Annotated in this window: 22 protein-coding genes; 10 read left to right on the forward strand and 12 right to left on the reverse strand. The window is 42.9% G+C overall.

Annotated elements, in window-relative coordinates; genetic code table 11:
• Positions 1 to 209: 209 nt before the first annotated feature.
• On the reverse strand, positions 210 to 737 hold the full coding sequence (locus ACOCD9_RS06825) for a GIY-YIG nuclease family protein (RefSeq protein WP_419546857.1): 528 nt from the start codon (positions 735 to 737) through the stop codon (positions 210 to 212).
• 511 nt (positions 738 to 1248) lie between these two features.
• On the opposite strand from ACOCD9_RS06825, the gene ACOCD9_RS06830 reads away from it, so the two are divergent.
• The 4 genes from ACOCD9_RS06830 to ACOCD9_RS06845 all read left to right on the forward strand — a co-directional run bounded on the left by ACOCD9_RS06830 (position 1249) and on the right by ACOCD9_RS06845 (position 4681).
• Positions 1249 to 1839, forward strand: coding sequence for a DUF4433 domain-containing protein (locus ACOCD9_RS06830; protein WP_287665469.1), 591 nt, complete (start codon positions 1249 to 1251; stop codon positions 1837 to 1839).
• Positions 1840 to 1841: 2 nt separating this feature from the next.
• The gene (locus ACOCD9_RS06835; protein ID WP_287665465.1) at positions 1842 to 2996 is read left to right on the forward strand and encodes a macro domain-containing protein; all 1155 of its coding nucleotides are present in this window, start codon (positions 1842 to 1844) and stop codon (positions 2994 to 2996) included.
• A 285-nt stretch (positions 2997 to 3281) separates the two neighbouring features.
• Positions 3282 to 3869, forward strand: coding sequence for an L-threonylcarbamoyladenylate synthase (locus ACOCD9_RS06840; protein WP_130757173.1), 588 nt, complete (start codon positions 3282 to 3284; stop codon positions 3867 to 3869).
• Positions 3824 to 4681 carry a sensor histidine kinase gene (locus ACOCD9_RS06845; RefSeq protein ID WP_287700496.1) on the forward strand — a complete coding sequence of 286 codons (858 nt, stop codon included), beginning with the start codon at positions 3824 to 3826 and terminating at the stop codon, positions 4679 to 4681. The genes ACOCD9_RS06840 and ACOCD9_RS06845 overlap by 46 nt, the downstream gene beginning before the upstream one ends.
• Here ACOCD9_RS06845 and ACOCD9_RS06850 read toward each other — a convergent pair.
• The gene (locus ACOCD9_RS06850) at positions 4617 to 5087 is read right to left on the reverse strand and encodes a GNAT family N-acetyltransferase (RefSeq protein ID WP_287700494.1); all 471 of its coding nucleotides are present in this window, start codon (positions 5085 to 5087) and stop codon (positions 4617 to 4619) included. The genes ACOCD9_RS06845 and ACOCD9_RS06850 overlap by 65 nt on opposite strands.
• Before the next feature lie 560 nt (positions 5088 to 5647).
• Between ACOCD9_RS06850 and ACOCD9_RS06855 the strand changes: the two genes are divergently transcribed.
• Entirely contained in the window at positions 5648 to 6643 is a 996-nt protein-coding gene (locus tag ACOCD9_RS06855; protein ID WP_419546861.1) for a carbohydrate kinase family protein, read from the forward strand.
• Between the two features lie 163 nt (positions 6644 to 6806).
• Here ACOCD9_RS06855 and ACOCD9_RS06860 read toward each other — a convergent pair whose 3' ends face one another.
• From ACOCD9_RS06860 to ACOCD9_RS06875, 4 genes are all read right to left on the reverse strand, one after another.
• A complete protein-coding gene (locus ACOCD9_RS06860; RefSeq protein WP_419546872.1) occupies positions 6807 to 7877 on the reverse strand; it encodes a YheT family hydrolase in 1071 nt (356 codons plus the stop codon).
• Positions 7878 to 7942: 65 nt separating this feature from the next.
• On the reverse strand, positions 7943 to 8311 hold the full coding sequence (locus ACOCD9_RS06865; protein WP_419546862.1) for a DUF1818 family protein: 369 nt from the start codon (positions 8309 to 8311) through the stop codon (positions 7943 to 7945).
• Between the two features lie 6 nt (positions 8312 to 8317).
• The gene (locus ACOCD9_RS06870; RefSeq protein ID WP_419546863.1) at positions 8318 to 8893 is read right to left on the reverse strand and encodes a hypothetical protein; all 576 of its coding nucleotides are present in this window, start codon (positions 8891 to 8893) and stop codon (positions 8318 to 8320) included.
• An 88-nt stretch (positions 8894 to 8981) separates the two neighbouring features.
• Positions 8982 to 9212 (reverse strand): hypothetical protein, encoded by a 231-nt coding sequence (locus ACOCD9_RS06875; RefSeq protein ID WP_419546864.1) that lies wholly within the window; start codon positions 9210 to 9212, stop codon positions 8982 to 8984.
• 115 nt (positions 9213 to 9327) lie between these two features.
• Between ACOCD9_RS06875 and leuS the strand changes: the two genes are divergently transcribed.
• Together leuS and ACOCD9_RS06885 are read left to right on the forward strand one after the other, a co-directional pair.
• A complete protein-coding gene (leuS, locus tag ACOCD9_RS06880; RefSeq protein WP_002775659.1) occupies positions 9328 to 11880 on the forward strand; it encodes a leucine--tRNA ligase in 2553 nt (850 codons plus the stop codon).
• 366 nt (positions 11881 to 12246) lie between these two features.
• The gene (locus tag ACOCD9_RS06885; protein ID WP_016516297.1) at positions 12247 to 12624 is read left to right on the forward strand and encodes a hypothetical protein; all 378 of its coding nucleotides are present in this window, start codon (positions 12247 to 12249) and stop codon (positions 12622 to 12624) included.
• 1 nt (position 12625) lies between these two features.
• Here ACOCD9_RS06885 and ACOCD9_RS06890 read toward each other — a convergent pair whose 3' ends face one another.
• Together ACOCD9_RS06890 and ACOCD9_RS06895 are read right to left on the reverse strand one after the other, a co-directional pair.
• On the reverse strand, positions 12626 to 16222 hold the full coding sequence (locus ACOCD9_RS06890) for a CHAT domain-containing protein (RefSeq protein WP_419546866.1): 3597 nt from the start codon (positions 16220 to 16222) through the stop codon (positions 12626 to 12628).
• Positions 16219 to 17550 (reverse strand): ATP-binding protein, encoded by a 1332-nt coding sequence (locus ACOCD9_RS06895; RefSeq protein WP_272077882.1) that lies wholly within the window; start codon positions 17548 to 17550, stop codon positions 16219 to 16221. The genes ACOCD9_RS06890 and ACOCD9_RS06895 overlap by 4 nt, the downstream gene beginning before the upstream one ends.
• A 260-nt stretch (positions 17551 to 17810) precedes the next feature.
• On the opposite strand from ACOCD9_RS06895, the gene ACOCD9_RS06900 reads away from it, so the two are divergent.
• The 3 genes from ACOCD9_RS06900 (at position 17811) to ACOCD9_RS06910 (ending at position 19848) form a co-directional block, all read left to right on the forward strand.
• Positions 17811 to 18056, forward strand: coding sequence for a DUF1902 domain-containing protein (locus tag ACOCD9_RS06900; RefSeq protein WP_008203482.1), 246 nt, complete (start codon positions 17811 to 17813; stop codon positions 18054 to 18056).
• Positions 18057 to 18254 carry a type II toxin-antitoxin system HicA family toxin gene (locus ACOCD9_RS06905; RefSeq protein ID WP_002761284.1) on the forward strand — a complete coding sequence of 66 codons (198 nt, stop codon included), beginning with the start codon at positions 18057 to 18059 and terminating at the stop codon, positions 18252 to 18254.
• A gap of 865 nt (positions 18255 to 19119) precedes the next feature.
• The gene (locus ACOCD9_RS06910) at positions 19120 to 19848 is read left to right on the forward strand and encodes a carbonic anhydrase (protein WP_419546873.1); all 729 of its coding nucleotides are present in this window, start codon (positions 19120 to 19122) and stop codon (positions 19846 to 19848) included.
• 49 nt (positions 19849 to 19897) lie between these two features.
• Here ACOCD9_RS06910 and ACOCD9_RS06915 read toward each other — a convergent pair whose 3' ends face one another.
• The 4 genes from ACOCD9_RS06915 to nusA all read right to left on the reverse strand — a co-directional run bounded on the left by ACOCD9_RS06915 (position 19898) and on the right by nusA (position 25237).
• Positions 19898 to 20467, reverse strand: a complete 570-nt coding sequence (locus ACOCD9_RS06915) for a low-complexity tail membrane protein (protein WP_419546868.1) — start codon at positions 20465 to 20467, stop codon at positions 19898 to 19900.
• A 127-nt stretch (positions 20468 to 20594) separates the two neighbouring features.
• The gene (infB, locus tag ACOCD9_RS06920) at positions 20595 to 23651 is read right to left on the reverse strand and encodes a translation initiation factor IF-2 (RefSeq protein WP_287704623.1); all 3057 of its coding nucleotides are present in this window, start codon (positions 23649 to 23651) and stop codon (positions 20595 to 20597) included.
• A 111-nt stretch (positions 23652 to 23762) separates the two neighbouring features.
• Complete coding sequence (locus tag ACOCD9_RS06925) at positions 23763 to 24044, reverse strand: YlxR family protein (protein ID WP_002738851.1); 282 nt, start codon at positions 24042 to 24044, stop codon at positions 23763 to 23765.
• The gene (gene nusA / locus ACOCD9_RS06930) at positions 24041 to 25237 is read right to left on the reverse strand and encodes a transcription termination factor NusA (RefSeq protein WP_287704621.1); all 1197 of its coding nucleotides are present in this window, start codon (positions 25235 to 25237) and stop codon (positions 24041 to 24043) included. The genes ACOCD9_RS06925 and nusA overlap by 4 nt, the downstream gene beginning before the upstream one ends.
• Positions 25238 to 25266 lie beyond the last annotated feature (29 nt).

Raw genomic sequence — 25266 nt, forward strand, 5'->3', positions numbered from 1 at the left:
TTTGTCTGGAGAATCGATCGCTCCTAGTAAGTAGCTGGTTATAATTAAATTAAAAATGAATTTTAGGTTCGATCCCCCCTGCCCCCCTTGATAAGGGGGGTGCCGATCCCCCCTTAATCCCCCCTTAATAAGGGGGGTGCCGATCCCCCCTTAATCCCCCCTTGATAAGGGGGGCATCTGATAACTTTTAACGCCTACCTACTTAATTTTTACTTTAAATCGAGCAAACCCTGTTCTTTTAACTTGGGATTAAAACGAATTTCCATCTGTACTCCCCGTTTTTCTAGAGTTGATAAAATATCGTTTTCTACTCGTCTGGATAGCTGTTTTAATAACTTGATTTGCCCTACTTCGTCAGCACTTTGATAAATTTCTTTTTCTGTCTCAGTCATGGCTAATTTAGCATCAATTGGTTCTGTCCAGAGTTTTTCATTGTCGATTACTGCCTGACTTTCTCTTAGCCAAGCTTGTTTAATCGATTCGAGAATAGTCCGATTGGGACGCTCAATCAACTGGATTTTTAGCCAATAACAAGCTTGAGGCTGTCGGGCAAGATGTTGTTTTAAACTGAGATAAATATCACGAGAATAGCCGACAAAATCTAGGACTTGCTCTCGATTAAAAATGGCATAAACCCCGATTTTTCCCTGGAAATCAGCAGAGATATTACCCGTGGTATCTAGGTAGGGAATATATTCTAATTGTTGGAGATTAGCAAAAGTATCAGGCTCATTCATAATTAATCGTCGCTCATTGGTTGGAGATAGCTAAATTATACCTAAGTAAGTAGTTATAATTAAATTGAAGATAGATTTTGCCTCTGATCCCCCCTTAGTCCCCCCTTGATAAGGGTAGGGTCGTTTCATTCTCTCTTATGTCATTCTCTAAAATCCTTATCTGGCAACGTTTTTAGTCGATTTCTCGGAAATACATAGCTGAAAATTTGTCAAAACGTCGTGCTTTGTAGGTTGATTCATGAATCAACCTACTATGAGAGCAAAAACCTGTACTTCCCTGCTCCCTAGCTTACCTCATAAGCGATTAAGGGTAGCAAAAAAAGAATTAGATTCGGAGAATGAATCAGTCCTACCTTGATAAGGGGGGTATCTGACAACTTTTAACACCTACCTACCTAAGTTTGAATTTTATATTGCGGGCTGTGGCTAACCTAGTATGGTAAACTAACAGTTGCCCTGCCGTTAGTCGCAGGGAACAATAAGCAAGTGAGCATAGCTGAGGTTCCTCCGTATGGATATCTTTCAGGAGTACGGTATTGAGTACCTGTACCACATGACTTATATAAATAACCTTACCTCTATCATTACGAATGGATTGTTGTCACATAATGAAGCCTATAGGAGAGGATTAATAGAAGTAGATATTTCTGATCCAGATGTTCAAGATAGAAGAGCTAATCGAAAAATTGACGAAATACCACTACATGAATATGTCCCGCTGTATTTTTCACCCAGAAATCCAATGCTGTATAGTAGGAAACAGCATCAAGATGACATTGTTATTTTGGGAATTGAGCCACAACTTTTATTAGAAACAAATGTTATCTTTTCTGATGGAAATGCAGCGGCAGGGGAGACTCGGTTCTATCGGGGTGCGCAAATGCTTAACCAGTTGCCGTGGAATGTAATCTGGGCGCAATACTGGAATGATTTCGAAGATGGCAAGCGCATGAAGTGTGCAGAGATACTTGTTTACCCGACGGTAGCGCCCAATAGGATCAAAGCAGTATTTTGCCGTTCCCAGAAGCACAGCAACGTTATCCTTGCAGCTATACAGAGAACTGATATTATAGGAATGGTAGGTCCAGGTTTATATTTCTAGTCATGCTACATTACACAGATACCACAGTTTTCAATGTCAACACGCAAACGATTGTTAACACAGTTAACTGCGTTGGTGTAATGGGTGCTGGCTTGGCTCTAGAGTTTCAGCTAAGATTTCCAGAAATGGAAAAAGACTATGTAGAGCGATGCAGGAAAAAAGAGGTTAAAACTGGAAAGCCTTATCTTTACAGAAATTATGGGAATGTTTGGATTCTTAACTTCCCGACAAAGGATCACTGGAAGTATCCCTCTAAAATTGAATGGATAGATGAGGGACTTAAGTATTTTTCCATTAACTATCAGAAAGGCGGCATTACTTCGATCGCTTTTCCTAAGTTGGGATGTAGTCATGGTGGACTTGATTGGGGTGATGTATCCCCTTTGATGGAAAAATATCTGGGAAACCTCGATATTGATGTATTTATTTGTTTAGATCAAGAAAAGGAAGCAACGGGTGTAGAGGGTTCAATGGTTAGTTTGGTCAATAATATTGAGAGCTTTGGATGGGATAAAGAACTTAATCTCAGAGCTGATATCAGAAAAAAAATAATTCATGCCTTACCAATTAGAAGATTTCGAGAGTTAGGAAAAATTGAAGGTGTTGGTAAGCAGACATATAATGATATGTTTAGCTTCTTATATCAATCCGTAAAGAAATTTGAGTTTGAGAAAGATAAGCCTAAATCTGCTAATACATTGCAACTTCAGATTCTGGACACAATTACTGAAGAAGAGAACTGGCAAGAATCTACCAATCAGTTAAGTTCTCAATTAGAAGCAGTAGGTTTTTATGAAGAACGCACTGAGATAAACACTACTCTTACTACAGAGGAGAATCTAGGGGCTTCTGCAAGTCAGTCAAGTTCTCCGTTACAAGCGGCATCTACTACTGAAGAACAGAGAATTATGGGTGCTTCTTGCAATGAAAATTATGATGCTTTCCTGATAATTCTGCCCTATATAGAACAAGCACTTAGTACAGAGCGCACAAAAGATGAAATTTCTGAAATGTTTAAGCTTCCTAAAAAGTTGGTAGGTGAGTGGTTGGAAGCGGCAGAAAAACTTGGTAAAGTTAAAAAGCTTACACGTCCTGTTAGGTATGTTGCCACATCGAATCAGTTGCAACGGCAATTAGAGTATGAGTTTGCGGTATAAGCTGTAAACAGGCTAATAACCGTGTTGCATAAGCTGTTAACTATCTATCTAAATTAATCGTTTACCGCAATATCAAATTGAGACAGATTCTGTTAAAACGACAGGTTGCGTCAACTGTGATGAATCGATCAAATTCCGATTCTGGAAGGGTAAGAAGTTGACCATTTTTGACAAGAGGCACTAGGAGCAAGTGTTAGTAAAATTAATCTTGATCAACTGCTTGCCCTTTAAAATTGTACCAAAAAGTTTTAGGCTAAATTAGTCCCCAAAAATGATCAATTCTCAATGCCTACTGCTTCTCTTAACGAAATTGTTCACGCGGCCCTCAGTGGTCAAGTGGTTTCTTTTCCCACGGATACAGTTCCCGCTTTAGCGGTTTCTCCCCCCTATGCTGCCTTAGTTTTTGCCGCTAAAAAACGGACTTTTGATAAACCCTTAATTCTCATGGCGGCCTCAGCAGCAGATTTATGGGATTATGTCAAGGGAAATCAGGAAGAAAGGGAAATTTGGCGGCAAATGACCGAAAAACACTGGCCCGGCTCCCTAACTTTGGTTTTACCTGCTTCTGAAAAAGTACCAAAAGTTCTTAACCCGAAGGATCCTAGCACGATCGGGATCCGAGTTCCCGCTCATGCGATCGCAAGAGAAATTCTCGGTCGAACTGGTGTTTTAGCGACCACAAGTGCTAATCTGTCAGGACAAGAGCCTTTATTAACTCCAGAGGCGATTATGACTACTTTTCCCTCGGTGACGGTCTTAGCACCCACAGAAAGGCAAGCATGGGGAATAATCAATAGTGGACAACCCTCCACCGTCGCACGTTGGCAATGTCAAAGATGGGATATCTTACGACAAGGGGCAGTTTTTCTGTAAATATGGACGATATTGACGCTTTAAAACGGGAATTACAGCAAACTCGCCTCGCTTATCACCTGGCCGTGGCAATTAATCACCTCAAAAGCAGTTTTTTAGGACGGGTTGCCCACGAATTGCGATCGCCATTGAGCAGTATGATCAGTCTCCATCAAATGATTCTGGCCGATCTTTGTGAAAGTCCGGCCGAGGAAAGGGAATTTATCGCCCAGGGACAACTGGCGGGCCGTAAACTGATGGCAATGCTCGATGAGATGATTAATCTCTCTAAACTAGAGTCTGGTACTATACCTCTCGATCAAGAAATTTTTTCTTTAACTAAACTCTGGCAAGATTGGGCAAGTTTAACCTATTTACAGGCAGCTAACCGCAATATTCAGCTTAAATTTAGCCCTTTAACCGATGATATTGCTATTATTGCCGATTATCAGCGTTTATACTCCGCTCTTGTCCTTCTAGTCGATGCAGCGATCACCAACTTAACGAGCGGCTCTATTTGTATATCGGTAAGCGCCCTTGGCGAGAAAAAAGTCACTATTGTCCTAGAATTTCCGGGGGAAATCGCTCTCTGGCAAATGCCAGAAATTTCCCCCTTGAGTTTAGAATCAAAGCCGGAAGAAGTCAAACAATTTACTCAAGCTCTCGGTCTTTCTCCCGGTCTTAAATTTCAGTTAGCGAAAGGCATTATCGAAGTCTCGGGGGGGGAAATGAGCTTAGATCAAATCGATAACAATAGTCAGGACAAGCTCACACGGATCGTTTTTTCTTTACCTCGATCGCCGGATAGGCAAACTCCTCGGGATAACGATTAAATAATACCATCGTCGTGGTGGCGTTGCTTTGGAAACCAATGCGCTGGTAAAAATTTTCTTGATTAGTAGTCATCAAATAGACTCTTTCCACCCGATTTATTCGGGGATGGGCCAAAACTGTTTCTACTAATTTACGCCCTAAACCGGCTCCCTGATAATCGGGATGAACGATCACATCCCAAATAGTGGCCCGATAAATGCCGTCAGAAATGGCGCGAGCAAAACCAATTAATTGCCGCTCATTCCACACCGTCACCACCGGATCACTATAGTCAATTGCGGTTTCTAAATCTTCTAAACGGCGATCAATTGCCCAAAATGCGGTTAAATTAAATAATTCTCGTAGTTGCAATAGATCTATCTTGCTTTTATCCTCGTCAAACTGAATCCGACTACAATCAACCATGATATTTCCTTAGTCTAAGACTAAAAAATAAAAGAGGATTCACGCTCGATCGGGCTGATTTATGAGCAATTTCCCCTAATCTATGTGTTTGATTATACTAAATGTCTAAGATAATCTCTAGTTTATTTATCGTGATTTCTTGACAAGTTATTAATCAGTGATCGGGAGTCAGGAGATAGGAGTCGGTCGTCAGGAGATTATTTTTATTTATTCTTCCCACACCCCACACCCGTTCGGCTGAGCTCACGGCCGAAGCCCACACCCCACACCCGTTCGGCTGAGCTCACGGCCGAAGCCCACTTCCCACACCCATTACCCCACACCCCACACCCCACATCCCCACACCCCACACCCCACACCCAAAACCCCTTCGGCTGAGCGCACGGCCGAAGCCCACACCCCACACCCGTTAGGCTGAGCTCACTTCATAAGCCCTCTTCACACACCCAATACCACACCCCCCACTCCCGACTTACCAACACGCCACACCCCACACCCAACACCCGTTCGGCTGAGCTCACGGCCGAAGCCCACACCCCACTTCCCCACACCCCACACCAATGCTTAACAATCAAAGATATTCGCCGGTGTCTGTCATTTGTTTAGGGGAAATCCTCTATGATCTAATTGCCGATCAAAGCGATCGCGCTATAGAGCAAGTAACTTCTTGGACAACCTACGCCGGGGGTGCGCCGGCAAACGTGGCCTGTGGATTGCGAAAATTGGGCATAAATTCGGCTTTTATCGGTTGTGTGGGCAAAGATCAACCCGGAGAACAGTTAATCGCCTTGCTAGACGCTCTCGGAGTCGATACCACTGGTGTACAGTATCATGCCACCCTACCCACCCGACAAGTTTATGTCACCCGCGATGCTGGGGGAGACAGACATTTTGCGGGTTTTGGCGGCATAAAAACGACGGATTTTGCTGATACTGCCCTTAATGCTGACCTATTGCCCGAAAATCTCTGGAAAAATGCCGATTATCTAGTGATGGGAACCCTAGGGTTAGCCTATCCCCTTTCCCGCTGGGCAATGCAACGCGCCCTCGAATTGGCTAAAATTTACGCGGTGAAAGTATTGATCGATATCAACTGGCGACCGGTTTTTTGGCCTAATCTTGAGGCTGCCCCTGATATCATTCGAGATTTTATCGTCCAGGCCGATTTGCTCAAATGTAGCGAGGAAGAAGCATCATGGTTATTTGGCACTGATACCCCTGGAGAAATATCATCACAATACCCCAATTTAGGGGCAATTCTGGTTACGCGCGGCGCAAAAGGTTGTAAATATCATTTAGGCGAAAATAGCGGCAATGTGGAGGCTTTTCCCGGGGAGGTGGTGGATACAACCGGGGCGGGGGATGGCTTTGTGGCGGGTTTTTTGGCTCGTGCCGGTCTTGTAGGCGATAAAATCGGAGAAAATGCCGATTTAGCGCGTAATGCGGTGATTTATGCCTGTGCGGTGGGGGCAATGGTGACAAGAAGAGCAGGCGCGATCGCATCCCAACCGACTCGGGAACAGGTGGAGGAGTTTCTAGCAGCCTTTGACTCCTAGAAACTAGCCCTTATATACTAAATCCAGTTATTAAAAACTGATTATCTATTTCTCTCTTTTGCCTCTTGCCTCTTGCCTTTTGCCTTTTGCCTTTTGGCTCTTGCCTCTTGCCTTTTGTCTTTTGCCTGTCCTGATATATAGCCTATACTCAACTGATTTAGTATTATTTGCCAGTTTTTTGGTCAAACCAGTCTAAAACCCGATTCCATGCCCACCAGCGATCGCTATCGCCCCACTGACGCTGACAGGATAAACTGCTGATATAACCCACATGACCGCCATGGTTGGTTAAGAGTAGATCCACGTGGGGATTATCGGCGATCGCTGCTTGCAGATCGGGAATAACTGCGGGGGAAAAGAGGGGATCATCGGCCGCGTAGAGGATAAAAGTGGGTTTAGTTAAATAGGGTTGAAAGGGCAAGGGACTACTAGCGGCATAATAGTCAAAAACTGTCTCAAATCCTAGCTTTTTAATCACTAATTCTCGATCGAATCCGGCAATCGTGGTGGCGCGAGTAATTGCTTCGGGATCGATATGATCGGGATGAGCTTGATGGATGCGTTTGGCTAACTTGCGTAATTCCCTGGCGATCGCTTTTTCCAGATGTTTCCCCCAGGGATCCCGGACGAGATAGGATAAGGAACGATTAGAGTCTAAATTAGGACAAATTACCGCCCCACCGCCGATATGGGCGGGATCGATCCCCATATCTTCCTGATTCTCTGCCGATTTAATTCCCCAGAGGGCCAATTGTCCCCCCAGAGAGTAACCTGTGAACCAAAAAGGAGCAGGACAGCCCATTTTTTGAGCTTGGGCGGCAATATGAATGAAATCTAGCCCTTCATAGATGCCATCGGAGGTGAGAGTCGGGGATAATTCGGCTGTCTTACCGTGGGCCCGCCAATCGAAGAGGACGACCGCGTAGTCTCTCGCTACGGCTTTTCTGCCTAAAATCCTTAAAAACCATTGATTATCTAAGTCTCCCGTGATGCCGTAGGTCCCGATAATTGTTCCTTTCGCTTGCGGGGGAATGGAAACAATCCCGTAGATGGGGACGGCATTGGCCCCGGTGAAAATGGTTTCTTGATAGACTGGTTCGGGAATAGCGATCGTATTTTGCCAGGTTTCTCGCGCTTTTAGGGACACATAGAGAGTCATGGCAAAACCGTTTTTCAGCAATGGGGGCGGGGTGTAGGTGAGATTATCGGTCTTCGTCCTCGGATGGGCAATCATGGCAGCACAGGGGAATCTAAAAGTCAAGAGGGGGAAACAAAAATTAACTTATGTCCACCGCTTTCTTAAAAATTGTAAAGCAAATTGTCCCAAGCGGCGAGCAACTCTGGCAGGGCAGTGGCTGACCAATTGCCCTCACAACCGCGACCTTGATAGAGAATCAATCGCAGGGAATAATTATCAGGAAATCCTGCCGCTTCTAACCATAAAAGCTCGCTTTCCGCTTCACAAGCAATACTTTCTTCATCCATTAATTCTGTGGCCATGGCCGCCATAGTTGCGGTCAATTGTGATAGTAACCGACGCAAATCTTGCCACTCGGCCTCGGTTAATTCCATCGCCCAATCATCGCCACCAATTAATCCTTTATAAACGGCTGCCGTAGGATTCCAACCCAGGCGCCAACCCGAACCATATTTTAGAATTTTTTCCATAATTTTCTAGAATTTTAATAGGTCAGCATCTCCCGGTTTTGATAATGATGGACGAGGGGGAGAGGGACTAGGAGAAGGACTAGGATTGGGGGTTTCTTGGGGGAGAATAGCGGGGTTATAAATTTCGACTAGAAGGGTGACTAACTGCTGCCGTTGACGACGATTAAGACTGTTCATCGCTTTGATATCGGCAGCCATGGGATTAACGGTAAGGGTTGCTTGTCCGGGATAGTTTTCTTCGCTGATTTTCTCGTTCACTCCTAGGTAATCCCCTAGGGTTAATTGCCAATCAAAACGGATGAGAGTAAATCTTTTTTTGGTATCTTGATGATAACGAAGGAAGCGACTGATTAAAGTATTATTCGGATCGATCGCTCCTGTCTCTCGACGGATATAGTTGTTTTCTTTCGGTAAATCTGGCATTGCTTGGTAAATTTGTTGGGCAACTGTTTCGGGTCGTTGAATTTGGCTCATCCCGGTGGATTGCCAGGATAACCACCAGACAAATACTCCTATTCCTAGGCAGAATACTAATAATATTAGTCGCTTAATTTTCAGGTTTTGAGGTAATTTTAATAGCATATTGATCAAGAATAAATTGAGCGGAACCTTTTTATAAATAGTGTCACACAAAGATTGCCATTCATCGCGGCTAGATTTTCCGAAACTTTTAGAACACTTGTACTAAGCTGTCCAGCCAAGTTTTCCACCATACTGTAATTCTTGGGCTGCCCATTTCTCCATTTTTTTGCTGACCTCCACCTTGATTCTTTCTTTCAAAACTATAGCTATCAATCGTTTCCCCTTTTTTTAAGTTTCTTCTCTTTTTGTTAAGAAAGATCTGACTAATCGATAGGGGGGATAGAACCCAAAATCTATCTTCATATTTAATTAGAACCACTTACTTAAAACCCAGAGGGTTTTTGCTAGGGTAGATAACCCCAAGACTGGCAATCGCCCCCAGCCGGCTGCTGTAAAATAGGAAGGATAGATAAAACTCAGGAGAAAAGACCCCAGTGCCGTACAACCCCGCAGAAATCGAACAGAAGTGGCAGAAGATTTGGCAGCAAATGGGATTGGACAAAACCCCAGAAAACGCCGATAAACCGAAATTTTACGCCCTCTCCATGTTCCCCTATCCATCAGGCAACCTGCACATGGGTCACGTTCGTAACTATACTATCACCGATGTGATTGCCCGTCTGAAAAGAATGCAGGGTTATCGCGTCCTGCATCCCATGGGGTGGGATGCTTTCGGATTACCCGCAGAAAATGCCGCTATTGAAAGGGGAGTTCCTCCGGCAAAATGGACTGATCAAAATATTGCCCAGATGAAACGGCAATTACAACAGTTAGGATTATCTATCGATTGGGAAAGAGAAGTTGCCACCTGTTCCCCGGAATATTATCGTTGGACCCAATGGCTATTTTTACAGTTTTTTGAATCGGGATTAGCCTACCAAAAAGAAGCGGCAGTGAATTGGGATCCTATCGATCAAACTGTCTTGGCCAATGAACAGGTAGATAGTGAAGGAAAATCTTGGCGATCGGGTGCTAAAGTAGAAAGAAAATTACTCCGGCAATGGTTCCTAAAAATCACCGATTATGCCGAACAATTACTCACTGATTTAGATAAACTTACCGGTTGGCCAGAACGGGTTAAAACCATGCAGGCCAACTGGATTGGTAAATCGGTAGGTGCTTATTTAGAATTTCCTCTTGTTAACTCCACAGAAAAAATTGCCGTTTTTACCACTCGTCCCGATACGGTTTATGGAGTCACTTATGTGGTACTTGCTCCCGAACATCCCTTAACTTTACAAGTTACCACTCCCGAACAAAAATCGGCCGTAGAAACTTTTATTCAAGAGATAGCCAGCGAAAGCGAATTAGAAAGAACTGCCGAAGATAAACCCAAACGCGGTATTAAAACCGGAGGACTGGCAATTAATCCTTTTACTGGTGAAGAAATTCCGATTTTAATTGCTGATTATGTCCTCTACGAATACGGTACTGGTGCAGTAATGGGAGTCCCGGCTCACGACAGTCGCGATTTTAAATTCGCTCAGGAAAATAACCTACCAATTAAGATAGTTATTACTCCAGAAAGTGGCGAAATTGAGTTAAAAGAGGCCTATACAGAAGCAGGAATTATGATTAATTCCGCTCAATTTAATGGACTGAATTCTACAGCAGGAAAAACCGCTATTATTGATTATGCCACTGCCCAAGGTTACGGCAAAGCTAGAATACAATATCGCCTCCGGGATTGGTTAATTTCCCGTCAAAGATATTGGGGTTGTCCGATTCCAGTTATCCACTGTCCTAACTGTGGAACCGTACCAGTACCTATCGATAATTTACCCGTTACTTTACCGGAAAATGTCGAATTTAGCGGTCGAGGTGCTTCTCCTTTAGCCAAATTAGAAGACTGGGTAAATGTGGATTGTCCTCGCTGTGGCACTCCCGCAAAACGGGAAACCGACACTATGGATACTTTCATCGATTCTAGTTGGTATTTCCTCCGTTATACCGATGCTAAAAATGAAGATATACCCTTTCAATTCGAGAAGGTTAATGATTGGATGCCCGTGGATCAATACGTCGGAGGAATCGAACACGCTATCCTACATTTACTCTATTCTCGTTTCTTTACCAAAGTTTTAAGAGACCGAGGTTTAGTTAATGTCGATGAACCTTTTAACCGTCTATTAACCCAGGGAATGGTACAGGGATTAACCTACAAAAATCCCGAAACTGGCAAATATGTCCCCGCAGAAAATGTTATCTATAAAGAGGATAAATATTGCGATAAAGACACGGGAGAAGTTCTATCTTTCTTCTTTGAAAAAATGTCTAAGTCGAAATATAACGGCGTTGATCCTCTGAAAGTCCTGGAAAAATATGGGGCCGATACTGCCCGAATGTTTATACTTTTTACTGCACCCCCAGAAAAAGATTTACAGTGGGATGATGCGGGGGTAGAAGGACAATTTCGCTTTCTTAATCGGGTGTGGCGTTTAGTCAGCGAATATATTGAAAATAAACCCAAGCAAGTCAAAAAAATAGAAACTTTCTCGAAAACTGACAAGGATTTAAGACGGGCAATTCACACCGCTATTAAAGAAATCTCCGAGGATTTAGAAGGAGATTATCAATTTAATACCGCCATTTCCGAATTGATGAAACTCAGTAACGCTTTAGGGGATAATAAGTGTTTTGCATCCCCCATTTATCGGGAAGGAATCGAAACCCTATTAATCTTACTTTCCCTCTTTGCTCCCCATCTTAGCGAAGAATTATGGCAAGCTTTAGGCCATAGCCAATCAATTCACCTGCAACCCTGGCCAAAAGTTGATCCTACTGCCCTGATTGTGGACGAGATTACCCTTGTCATCCAAATTTTGGGAAAAACCAGAGGCACGATACAAGTTCCCGCTAGTGCCGATAAAAGCACCCTAGAAACCCTCGCCCTGGAATCAGAAATCGCCCAACGTTATTTAGAGGGCAAGGAAATCAAAAAAGTGATTGTTGTCCCGGGCAAATTAGTTAATTTTGTCGTGGTTTAAATGACAGCAATTATCACAATGGTAGGGAATTAAGAACCTTTTCAGTTATCAGTAACCAGTTAGATTAACACTTTCTATTAAAAACTATCAATAGAGGGCAAAATAGAAACTATACAATTAGCATTGTCTGTAAATAGGGTTTGCTGAATAAATATGAAATGTAGGCGAGGTAAGGACTTTAGGGCCTTTCTCGCAAAACCTTGCACCTGTTTTGCGAGAATCGTGGTTCAAAACCTTGCCTCTTCATCAGCGATCCCATCCTGTAGGGGCGAAGCATTCGGATAGGAAATCTAAGGTTTCAGCGATAGGTTATTGCCCGAATGCTTCGCCCCTACTTTTTCAGCAAACCCTAAATAAGAACAACCTATGAATATTGAATCAACTAAAGTAACCCCCGAAGAAATTGCCCAGTTTCGCGCTGAATTGGCAGAGGATTCTAACGCATTAGGAGATATTGACGTGATTGAGCGTTGTGATGGCGATTTGGAGTATGCTGCTATTAGATTAGCAAGGCGTTCAAATATTGATACAGTGAGAGCAGATGAAGATAATTTTTGGCAACAAGCTATCACCCAAGCACGTCAATTAATATGTCATGACCGAGTTAAAGATGATTTAGCACCTAATATATTAGGCGGATTAGTTGGTTTACTTGCTACTTCTGGTAATCCAGTTTTGGTAGTGGTAGCAACTCCTCTCGCTATTCACGTTTTTAGGGAAACATTAGACAATTTTTGTGATTAGTTTAGATACCTGATGCGGTAAAAGCAGCCCAATAAAAAGGGTTATTGAACAGCTTATAATTAAGTTCAAACCCTTTTATTCTAATTTGTTCATCTTCAATCATATCCATCAATCGATTAAATTCTTTTGATGTGAATTTTTGTTGCATTGACTTGACAATTTTTAGGCAACTATCCAACTGATTAAAGTATTCTTGTACGGTTAAATTCTTTAACCAGTTTTGAGCTTGTTTTAAAGCAACTGGTACAGAAACTTGCTGATTCTCATCAAATAAAATCTCATATAATTTAATCATCAAGAAGGAAGTTGACAGGTCATTAAGTGTCCATAAACTACTGACAACACTGGGACTTCCTGCAAACAGAAAACCACTGGGTAAACCGATATATTCATCGCTGATAGAGTTTAAATCAATTAAGCCAGTTTCGCAGGCAGAAAGGGTGATAAGGCGACATTTATTCAAGCGCAGTTCAAAGATTTCGCCTAATGTTAGGGGTTCCTTATTGGCTAAAAATAAGGCGGATTCTAGGGGATTATCGGGGTTAAAGCTTCCATGACAGGAGAAGTGATAACAGTGGTTATCTGAGGATTTGAGATGGGGAAGAACAGCGTTTTTAGTGGCGTTATCTTTAGCGATAACTTGAGATTCAGTAAAGAAAGTTGAGAGGATATTAACTTCTAAGTCAGTGTAAAATAAGTCTTTGGTGGGGTTTTGAATGGCGAACAGTTTATTAAAGTCGGAATGGTGAGAAGTTTGGGTAATTTTTTGCAAGATTTGACAACTAGGGGCATATTGTATATTGTATTTGTCCTGCAAAATTTGGTTTTTGTTAATCGGGAAAGCGTGAATAGGGAGAATATGCAGAAACCAATGGGGGATAATAATTAAGCGTTGACAAGTATCGGGAATAAGGGCAAGAATATCATTAATATGCAGAGTATCAGCAAAAGTATGTAAGAGGTTAGACAGTTGATTTCTCCATTCTTGCTTGCCATTTTTGGAGTAGTAAAGCTGTCGATAATTATTGAATGTATCCAAGAATTGATTTTTATCATTTTCGGAAGATTGCCAAACTTTAACCTCTCCCTCAGCAGACACCACAAAAGCGAGTATTTTCTCCCCTGTAATGTACCATTGCAGCAGACAAGTTTCAGCATCAGTTAAAGCCTGAATCTCTGTAAATGGGATCGGCTCAACTTTTTGAGTGAGGCTAAAGAGAGGATCTTTAATTTCTCTTGCAATAAAATTATCTAAGTCTTGTTGATATTCTTTCAGATAACTATGATCTTGAACGTAGGGAGTTAGGTTATCACTACGCATTAAATTCTGATTAATGCTTTGATGTTGTAAGCGAATTTGTTCATTAACAACTCTTTGCTTTAATTCATTTAATTGGGCGATAATTTCTTGACTAACTCCTTCGGGGTGTAGATTTTTCTGGGTCATTAACTCCACCAGGTTACGCCCTTTACTGCGTTCGATATATTCTAAAGCTTTCTCAGGCTGATTGAGGTTAAGATGCGCTTGCACAATGCGATGGAAGACATCAATAGCATTAGATAAAACTTCTTGGCGACTTTGGGGGTTTAATGCTTCTAAGCGTGCATTTTCGACGGCTTCAATGGCGATATGATAGGCTTCTGTGGCAGGTTGCCATTGTTCTTCGTTGTAGTGTAGGTTGGCTAAATTGTTAGCAGTTTGTAAACAACCGAGAGGATCAGCTTCTTTTGTGCGGATTTTTAAGGCATTGTGATAAGAAGCGATCGCTTTTTCTAAATTCTCTGCTTTATTTCCTCTGATTCTATCTGAGTAAGCAGTAGCGAGATTATTTTGTGTCATTGCCCAATCCTGAGGAAAAGCATCAAAAGTATAAATTTTCAAGGCTTCTGTGTAGAAGGCGATCGCCCTTTCTAAATTTTCGGCTTTATCGCCTCTAATTCTGTCACGGTAAGCATTACCAAGATTGTTTAGAGTTTCTGCCCAATCATAAGAAAAAGCATCAAAAGTTCTCACTTTTAGCGCTTCTTGATAAAACATAATAGCTCTTTCTGAATTCTCAGCTTTCTCTCCTCTGATACGCTTAAGGTAAGCAGTAGCAAGATTATTTTGAGTTTCTGCCCAATCATAAGGAAAAGCGTCAAAAGTTCTCACTTTTAGTGCTTCTTGATAAAACATAATAGCTCTTTCTAAATTTTCAGCTTTATCTCCTCTAATTCTGTCAGTGTAAGCAGTACCAAGATTATTTTGTAAAGTTGCCCATTCTTGAGGAAAAGCTTCTAAAGTATAAACTGTTAAGGCTTTATAATAAAAAGTAATAGCTATTTCTAAATTCTCAGCTTTATCTCCTCTAATTCTGTTAATATAGGCAGACCCTAAGTTATTCATTGCTATTGCCCAATCATAAGGAAAAGTCTCAAAAGTTTTAACTTTTAGTGCTGCTTGACAATGATAAGTTGCCCTTTCTAAATTTTCAGCTTTATCTTCTCTAATTCTGTCAATGTAAACAGTAGCAAGATTATTTTGTAAAGTTGCCCATTCTTGAGGAAAAGCTTCTAAAGTATAAACTATTAAGGCTTGACAATAGAAATTAATAGCTATTTCTAAATTATCAGCTTTATCTCCCCTAATTCTTTGACTATAAACTATCCCTAGAAGGGTTTTAAGTCTTGCTGATCGTTCAGGGAACTGTTCAAAAGAATAAAATTCTAAGAGAGTAGTTAAACCAGCAAGAGCTATTTCTAAATTATCAGCAATGTTTCCCAAAGAAAATTGGCTTATATCAATGCAAAGATTTTCTACTAATCCACTAATTAAATCTTGTTCTTCTGGTTTTAGCCCCACAAAAATATGCAGAATCCATTGCTGAAGTAATTTAGCAAAATTCTCATCTAATCTACTAATTTTTTTTTGTAAAATAGAATGGATGAGAGCAGAATCGCTATTACTTTCAAATTCTGCCTCTAATATTTCTTGAAGAAAAGTTAAATAAGCTTCAGGTATTTCTGCTAACTCATAATTAGGAGTTTTGAATTCCGTTTCTTGATAAGAAAAAAGATTATCAGAACGTAATAAACCAATTTCTTTGCTAACAGGAAATTTAAAAACACCAGAACGCCAATCATAAAAATCAGGCGCATGACGAACTAAATATTTTAGAATGTAATCCCGGACTAAAAATACTAAACACAAGTTAAAATCATCTCTAAATCTTTCTCTTTGCCAATTAAGATGTGCTAATAATGGTGGAAAATAATAACATTTATGCGAATTTTTATGATTACTGATGATAAAATTAACATGATTTTTTAATGGTTCTTCTAATCCTTGTATTAATAAAATATCAATTTGCTTTTCTTGGGTTTTAAAAGCGATTAAATCATACAGATTATCAGTTGATTGTTTTATCTCTAAAATATCAATATTTTTTTTTATATCTTTTTTCAGTTTTTCAATAATCCAATTTTCTTGCAAAGGAGTACATTGGACAAATAAAATCCCAAAACCATCTCTCCATAGCAAATCTCTACAGAGAGTCAAATATACTTCTCGTTCATCTTCTCTAATATTTTTATCATACTGAGTTAATAACTTCGTCATGGCTTAATTATTTCTAATTTTTTGATAGCTTCTTGAAACTCAGAAGTTCCTTCTAACAAAGGATGGACATCATACCAACGAACAGGGTTTCTGTTTTGATCAAAATCTCGATATTCTAATATACAACGACGAAACAATAAACTTCTGTATTCCTCCTCGTTAGGGATATTTTTTGACTGAAAAACTTGTGCTAATTTTTGCCATTCATCAGAATCAACAGCACTTCGATAAGTAGCATCCATTGCTTCATTTGTAGCACGATTAACCGCTCTTTCTGTAATAGGTAAAATCCCAGATTGACGCATAGCAGTTTGCATCAAAAGCATCAGTTCACGAACATGACCGCCTGTCATCTTACAAAGATTAATACGAGTTTCTTTATTTTCAAAAACTTGATTATCTATATTAATATTAGAGTCAATTAAATGAACTCTTGCTTCAATAATTTCTTTGAGTTTATTTAAACCATTTCCATATAACTGATTATGGCGATCTTTAACCATAATCATCGGTAATATTTGGGGACTAGCATAGATATTGCGTAATTCTGTAGCTTGGCTAGAATATGCTAATGAAATAGGGACAGTATAAACGACATGACAATTTAGAGAGGTTAACTGACTACTGTAACCGATAAAAATTTCATCGTGATTAGTCTTACCCTTCCCTTTTTCAATAGGCACAATTCTATCTAAATTATCAGCAATTACGACTAATTTAGAATTATCATTGGGTAATTTTTTCTGAGCATCGCTAACAAACTCATTTAAGGCTTCAATTAAAGATATACTATGCAAATCAACTTGTTTTCTGATGGTTTCACGGGTACTAGGAATCCTTCTTAAACTAGCAGTTAATTTAGTAAAAATATTAATCTGAGATGTAATCGAAAGTTGACTAAATTCAACATCGGACAAAGCTAAATCTTTTAATTCTCCCCATCGAGATTGTAACCATTGTAATACCGAGTTCGGGGTAGAATAATTTTTAAGTTTTTCTAAAATATTACGGGTACAGGCTAATATAATATCAGTATAGTGAACATCTATTTCATCAATATCTCCTTCAGTTGCAGGGAAATAGATAACAGAACAACCATTTTGCTTTAAATATTCCTCAAGACGCAACAATTCTGTAGATTTCCCTACCCCTCTATGTCCTGTATAAAGTTGACAAGTGGGTTGATCTGAGAGCAAGATGGCATTACCAATCTCACTGAAAATATTTTCATCTCCTCTCACCTCACTACAACTCACATAGGCGCGATCACCGGCAGGCAATGGTTGAAATGGATGAAAAGCGTTATAAACTTTGTGAATCAGTGTCATAGAGGCTTCCTGCTATCTGAATGAATAAAAATCGAGAATCCAATATATCCATAGATTATACTCTGTCAAATGGGTTTAGATAAGCTTGGGTGCGTTGTTCATTCATAGCGTGGTAGATGGTGGCGGTTAATTCAGTTATAAGCGATTCATCGGCAATCATCAAGAGTTGGGGATTGGTGGTAAGATTGTCAGAAAAGCGATCGCACTGTATAATCTTGATTGATAGATAAGCTAATTCTACTCACTTGAACTAAATCATCATGAATCAAAAACCGTACCAAGTAGAAGCATTTTGGGATCGAGAGGCGCAAGTTTGGGTAGCAGAGAGTGAAGATATTCCTGGATTAGTCACCGAAGCTGATACCATCGAAGCTTTAACAGCTAAATTACGACAGATGATTCCAGAATTATTACAACTCAATCATCTAATTACTCTTGAACCTCAAGCACCGATAACTTTTGAACTAATTAGTCATCGTCAAGAATCAATTGAGTGCGCTGTTTAGATGGCTACTTCTTTAACACCTGCATTAAAAAAACTGCTCTCAGCAGCTGGATGTTATTTTGAACGTCAAGGTAAAGGAGATCATGAAATTTGGTATAGTCCTCTGACAGAAAGAAGATTTGTAGTTGATAATACTATTAAATCACGCCATACTGCCAATGCAGTTTTGAAACAAGCCGGATTATCTAAAGCCTTTTGAACGCTGTAGAATCTTCATCCATTAATTAAACTACATAGGATTCTATGCTTTTATCACCATTCTAGCATGGCCTAAACATTGGTCGGGGTAGGGGATTGAATGGGGAGATTATCAGAATTCTATCGCAGGGACGATAGCCGAAAAAAATAATAGTCAATCAAACAATCAAAAAAAATCATAGTTTAGACGGTATTGGGTGCGTTGTTCATTCATAGCGTGGCAGATGGGGAATTGATGGGTAGGGGCGAAGCATTGGGATATAAAATCTAGGGTTTCAGCGATAGATTATGCACGAATGCTTCGCCCGTACAGGGATTTAATGGGGAGATTATCGTAATTGTATCATCGGCATAATAGGCGAAGGTTATTGCCTAGAGTAGGGTCGTTTCATTCTCTCAAATGTCATTCTCTCAAATTCTTATCTGGCAACGTTTTTAGTCGATTTTTAGGAAATACATATCTGAAAATTTTTCCAAACGTCGTGCTTTGTAGGTTGATTCATGAATCAACCTACTATGAGAGTTGATTCATGAATCAACCTACTATGAGAGCAAAAACCTGTACTTCCCTGCTCCCTAGCTTATACCATTTCTCTAAATGAAAACTACACATCGAATTTAAGTCACCCTTTTTAAGGGGGATTTAGGGGTATTAAACTTCTGTAGTCAGACTTGGGAGAATTGGTATTACCTCATCAGCGATTAAGGGTAGCAAAAAAAAAGAATTAGATTCGGAGAATGAATCAACCCTACCCAGAAGCGGCACAATAGGAAGAAAGCCGCAAAATTAGCGGCTAAACTGCGGGAATTGGGCATAAATCCCCAAGAAAATTGCTAATTATCTGATGATTGCTGAATTTAATCCCATGTATAGACGAGAATTACTGCAATTTATAGGCTCTCATGCTCTTTTTGGAGCTATTAATCCAGAATTTGCTTGGAATTATCAAAATATTGACCATTGGGGCGAATTATCAAGGAATTATCGCCTCTGCAGCACGGGAAAGCAACAAACACCGATCGATCTGAGTATAGTGACTGAAAAAGAGCTATACCACCCCACCTTTAATTATCGTCCTGTACCCCTAAAAATTCGCCATAACGGTCGTACAATCTTAGTTCAGACCGAAAAAGGTGGAAATATGAGTTTTCACGGCGAAAACTGGGATTTATTGCAGTTCCATTTTCATCACCCCAGCGAACATCGGATTAAAGGTCAGTCTTTCCCTCTGGAAATTCATTTAGTGCATGGGAATGATAGGGGAAATTTAGCAGTTGTGGGTATCTTAGCCGAAATCGGGGCAAATAATCCCTATTTACAAACGATTTGGGATTATTTGCCCCGAGAACCTTCTCCTGAAATGATTATCCCCGATACTTGGGTCAATGCTGGGCTTTTACTGCCAGAAAATAGCGATTTTTATGAATATCGCGGGTCTTTGTCCACTCCTCCCTGTAGCGAGGATGTTCTCTGGTTAGTCTGGCAAAATGCGATCGAAATTTCTCCCCAACAACTGCAACAATTGGCCGCGATTTTTCCGCGTAATGCGAGGAATATTCAACCCTTAAACGGGCGATCAATCTGGCATTCCTAGTGGACGGTGAGCCTGTCGAACCGCAGAAATTGTCGGCATTTTGGCTAATTTAGATAATTTTATTAACTTTTAGACCAACAATGGTAAATAACTCAGGAATGCGCTCAATAACTAAAGCTTCGGTGGCTGTCCAGTCACTTTCCTTCGTGGCTAAAACCCCGAGAACACTCAGAGGAACCTGTAGAAATAGGTGACTTAAGAGGAGAGCGATCGCAGCGATGACTAAACCTAAAAGCCGCCATTGGGGGAGATAGGCGGCCACGGCAGCCGCTAGAGGGGCAAAATTATAGATGGGCCAAGCGATGAGAATTAGGAGGACGACTCCCAAAAGAGTAAGAAGACGATGGCGAGGACGTTTAAAAAGAGAGAGAATTTTTAACTGTTCGGGGGTGAGTTGACTAGGTTTTAGGGCAACCAACAAAAGACTAAAGATATCAAAAGGTTTTGTCCACTGCATCCAAAAGACGGGAATGATAGCGATCGCTCCCAGAAATAGCCATTCTAGCCAAAGAAAAGGCAAGGGATCGCCCACAGCTAAACCAATCCAAGCGATTTGTAAAAAGATTGGCAAACCCGCTAACCCTGCCAGATGAATCCACAAAAAAGGTTCTGATTTCATAGAGGGAAATGAGAATTATAAATTATAAATTATGAATTATGAATTATGAAGTGGGGAGATGGGGGAGTGGGGGAATTATGACTGATAACTGATAACTGACTCCCGACTCCTGACGGTTCAAGTGTAATTAACTGGATAAAGTGCGACGTTTCATGACCATTTCGTAGGCTTCGATAATATCGCCTTCTTTCCAGTCATTGAATTTAGAAACACCGACACCGCACTCGAAACCGGTGGCCACTTCCCGGGCATCTTCCTTCATCCGTTTGAGGGAATCGAGAACTCCCTGATAAACAATTTCCTTGCCGCGACGCACGCGCAGGAAGCGATTCCGCACCAGTTTACCAGATTGGACATAACAGCCCGCCACGGCCCCACGACCGACGGTGAAGACAGCACGCACTTCGGCGAAACCGAGGTGTTCTTCCACTTCTTCGGGGTCGAGAAGACCTTCCATCGCCCCTTGAATATCATCGAGAAGCTTGTAGATGATATTGTAATCGCGGATATCGACTCCTTCCCGATCAGCGGATGCTCTGGCTCCACTGGCAAGGGTGGTATTAAAGCCCACCACCACCGCACCACTAGCGGCGGCCAGATCCACATCGGTTTCGGTGATTTCCCCCGGAGAGGCGAGGAGAACCCGAATCTGCACTTCGTTTTGGGGTAACTGTTTGAGCGCACCGAGGATAGCCTCGACGGAACCTTGCACATCTGCCTTGAGGATGAGATTAAGTTCCTTGAGTTGTCCTTCTTGCGCTTGGATAGAGAGGGTGCTAAGGCTAACGCGACGGGAGGAGAGGGCCTGTTGTAAACGGGTGTTGCGTTGTTCGATCGCCCGTTGATCGGCAATTGATCGGGCCTCTTTCTCACTTTCATAGACATCGAATTCATCGCCGGCGGCTGGCACATCACTAAGACCGAGGATTTCCACGGCGAAGGAGGGGGTGGCCGCTTCGACTTTTTGACCGCGATCATCGATCATCGCCCGAATTTTGCCGAAAACGGAACCAGCGACGATGCTATCACCGACGCGGAGAGTGCCATTCTGGACGAGCAGGGTAGCCACGGGGCCTTTGGTGCGATCGAGGTTAGCTTCGATCACGGTTCCCTTAGCCAAGCGATCGGGGTTAGCGACCAATTCCTCCACTTCTGCCACCAAGAGGATCATTTCCAGCAGATTATCGAGATTTTCACCCCGCAGGGCGCTAACGGGAACCATAATCGTCTCACCGCCCCAATCTTCGGCCACCAGTCCCTGTTCGGTCAATTCCTGTTTAATCCGGTCGGGGTTAGCCGAGGGTTTATCGACTTTGTTAATCGCCACCACGATGGGGACTTCCGCGGCCCTGGCGTGACTGATTGCCTCTTTCGTTTGGGGTTGTACGCCGTCATCGGCGGCTACCACCAGCACCGCTATATCGGTGACTCTCGCCCCGCGGGCGCGCATAGCGGTAAAAGCTTCGTGGCCGGGGGTATCCAAAAAGACAATCTGTTCCGGTTTGCCGTTATGTTCCACATCGACGTGGTAAGCACCGATGTGCTGGGTGATGCCGCCGGCTTCCCCCTGGGCGACTTTGGTTTTGCGGATCGAGTCGAGGAGAGTGGTTTTACCGTGGTCAACGTGACCCATAATGGTGACGACGGGGGGACGACGCTGGAGACTTTCCCAGTCGGAGACATCGATCATTTCCGTGGTTTTGATCGCCGCCGACTGGGTGCTGGGGGTTTCCACGGCGATCTCGAAGTCCCTGGCGATCATTTCGATCGTGTCCACGTCGAGAGTTTGGGTGATATTAACCGCCATCCCTTTAAAAAATAGGGTTCTGATGATCTCGGTTTCGGGGACTTTCATCAATTCCGAGAGGTCGCGCACGGTGAGACTGCCAGTGACGACGATGCTTTCCGGACGTTTTTCCTCTTGGGGTTCTTGGCGCTCGCTTTTCGGGCTGCCGGTGTGGGCGGTTGGTTTACTGGGGCGCTTAACTTTGACTGCTGTTGGGGTGCCGGGGGTGGCAGCTTTAGCGCTGGGCGGTTTGGGGGGACGAGCGGTGGAAAGGGTAAAACTGGGGGTATTGATTAACCCGGATAGTTCCGATTCTAGATCATCGTCATCTTCAAAGAGGGCTTGGGTGCGGCGTTTGTTTTTGCCAGCAGTTTTGGCGGTTTTAGCCGCTTTTTTCTCTTCTTCTTCTTCTTCTTCCCAGGTAGATTTTTTGGCCATGCGAGGGGGCATGGTCGGTCGTTTGAGTTTTTTGGGCCCGTCTGCTCCGAGCAATCCGGTATCCGTATCGATTTCTGTGCCATCAACACCAGATTTCTTGGTGGTGTCGGTTTCTTCCTCGCCGGTAGCCGAGATTTTAGCGGGCATACCGGGGCGAACTGGGCGCTTCAATTCCACCGTCTCCCGCACTTCTCTAGCTGGTTCCCCCAGTTTCGGGCTTTTTCCGTCAGGTTTGCGGTGGAGGGTCGGTTTTTCTGGTTTAGCCAAGCCAGCCCTGCGCTCAGGATTAGGGGCGTTTTCGCTCTCGCCGCGCTCGCGTTTTTCCCCCCCCCTTCGACTTGGCTCAGGGCAAGGGGGCCTGTCGTTACTGCCGGGGGCATTTTTAGATCGGGGTTCTGGCCGGCCCGAGGCGCTTTCAGGGCGTGGTTTCGGGGTGAGGGAAGGTCGATTAGGTGGGGCGATTAAGGTGGAGGATGCTTCTGGCACTAGCGGGGTTTCGGTCGGGGTTTCTTTAAAACTGGCGGACTGAGATGGCATCTCTGCAGCGGTGGGGGGAGTTTTTTCGGCCGCACCGTCGCGCCCTGGGGCAGCAACGAGGGGTTTAACTGGGGGACGGGGAGGACTGATTAAAGTCGGTTTAGCTGAGGAACCAGCAGGCCCGGGATAGATTTCCCCTTCTTCGCCAGTTTCGGGGCGGTTGTGTTTATGCAGGGCTAAAATCTTTTGTTTTTTTTCTTCGGCAGGACTAACCGATTCTCGCTGACCCGTGCTATTTTTGCTGGTACTCGAAACAACTCCCTTCGCAGCAATTGCCTTGATGCGTTGGGCATCCTCTTCGCTGATCGTGCTACTGTGGCTCTTGTACTCGATGTTCAACTGGTCACAGATGTCCAAAATGTCTTTGTTGTCTAGATTCAATTCTTTTGATAAATCGTAAATTCTGACTTTCGCGTTACTCATCCATTATCCCCCGGCTAAAGTGTTAGTGATCCTATAAGTTGGCTGATTTTTTGATCCTGTCAGGACTGCCCCCTTTCCATGGTAACGATTTTGTGGCTATGATCGTCAATTTTAATCCTGATTTGGACGACCTTGCTTGGCAGTCCCGAGGCGCTCTTGCAAGGATTCATAGAGCGTTTCGGGAATATTGGCTTTTAGGGCCCGTCCGAGACGATTTTTTTGCCTGGCTAATTGCAGGCAGTTAGGTTGCGGACAGATATAGGCAGCTCTTCCCATTCCTTGATCTAATTGTATCTGTCCGGACGGGTGTAGTCGGACAATTCGCCAAAAAGATTCTTTCGGGGCGAAGAGACGGCAGCTAATACAGCGTCGATAATTGACGAAGGGGTTCATTCTTGGTCTAAATCCTGCGCTTCTGGGTCGGTTTCATCGGTTTTTACCTCTTGTTCTCCTTTATAAAGGGCGATATCCTTAATATCGATTTTCCAGCCCGTCAGACGGGCGGCTAGACGCACGTTCTGTCCTTCTTTGCCAATCGCTAAACTCAATTGATCCTGGGCAACCAGTACCAATGCTTGTCTTTCTTCGGCATTAGTGAACAAAACTTGGTCAATACGGGCGGGACTAAGGGCATTGGCGATGTAGGTGGCTGGATCCGGAGACCAGCGAATCACGTCGATTTTTTCTCCCCGCAATTCGTTCACCACGGCTTGAATCCGCGAACCTCTGGCCCCAATACAGGCCCCAACCGGATCCACGTCTCTTTCTAGGGTATCGACGGCGATTTTTGTGCGCGAACCAACGTGACGGGAGGGGGGATTGGCTTCTCGAGCGACGGCGACAATACGCACGATTTCCTCCTCGATTTCGGGAACTTCGTTAGCGAACAGATATACTACTAAGCCCGCCGCCGCTCTGGAAACGATTAATTGCGGGCCGCGGTGAGAACCTTCTAGGACTTTTTTGAGCAGCACTTTAAAGGTGGCGTTAGCCCGATAGTTATCGTTGGGCAGCTGTTCCCGTTTCGGTAGTTCTGCTTCCACTTCTGGTTGACCGTAGGTGCTTTGTACCATGACAATAGCGGCCTGTCTTTCAAAACGGACAACCCGGGCCTGTAAAACGGTTCCTTCCAGATCTTGGAACTCCTCTTGAATCAATTTACGTTGGTTATCCCGCAGTTTTTGCAGTAAAACCTGTTTAGTTTGAATCGCCGCCATGCGACCAAATTCTTTTTGGTCGGGGGTGACATCAAGAACTACTTCATCCCCTAACTGGGCCTCATCGGCTACTTCTTGCACTTCTTTGAGACCGATGTGATGGTCGGGATTGGTCACTTCTTCCACAATAGTTTTAGTCGAAAGGATGCGAAAGCCTTCTTCTTCTACGTCTAATTCCACATCAAAGTTATTGAAATAATCTTCATGAAATTGAGCAGCTTTTTCTAAACTTTGGGCGCGTCGATAACGTTCGTAACCCTTGATTAGGGCTTCACGCAAGGCTTCCTGTACGGCATTTTTGGGCAGATTATGTCGTTGGCTAATTTCTTCGAGCATTATTTTTAAACCGGGCAAATTAACAGTAGCCATAATTATTTTTTCTCCTTACTTTTGAGTTA

The sequence above is a fragment of the Microcystis sp. genome (assembly GCF_048564745.1).
Lineage (GTDB): Bacteria > Cyanobacteriota > Cyanobacteriia > Cyanobacteriales > Microcystaceae > Microcystis > Microcystis ichthyoblabe_A.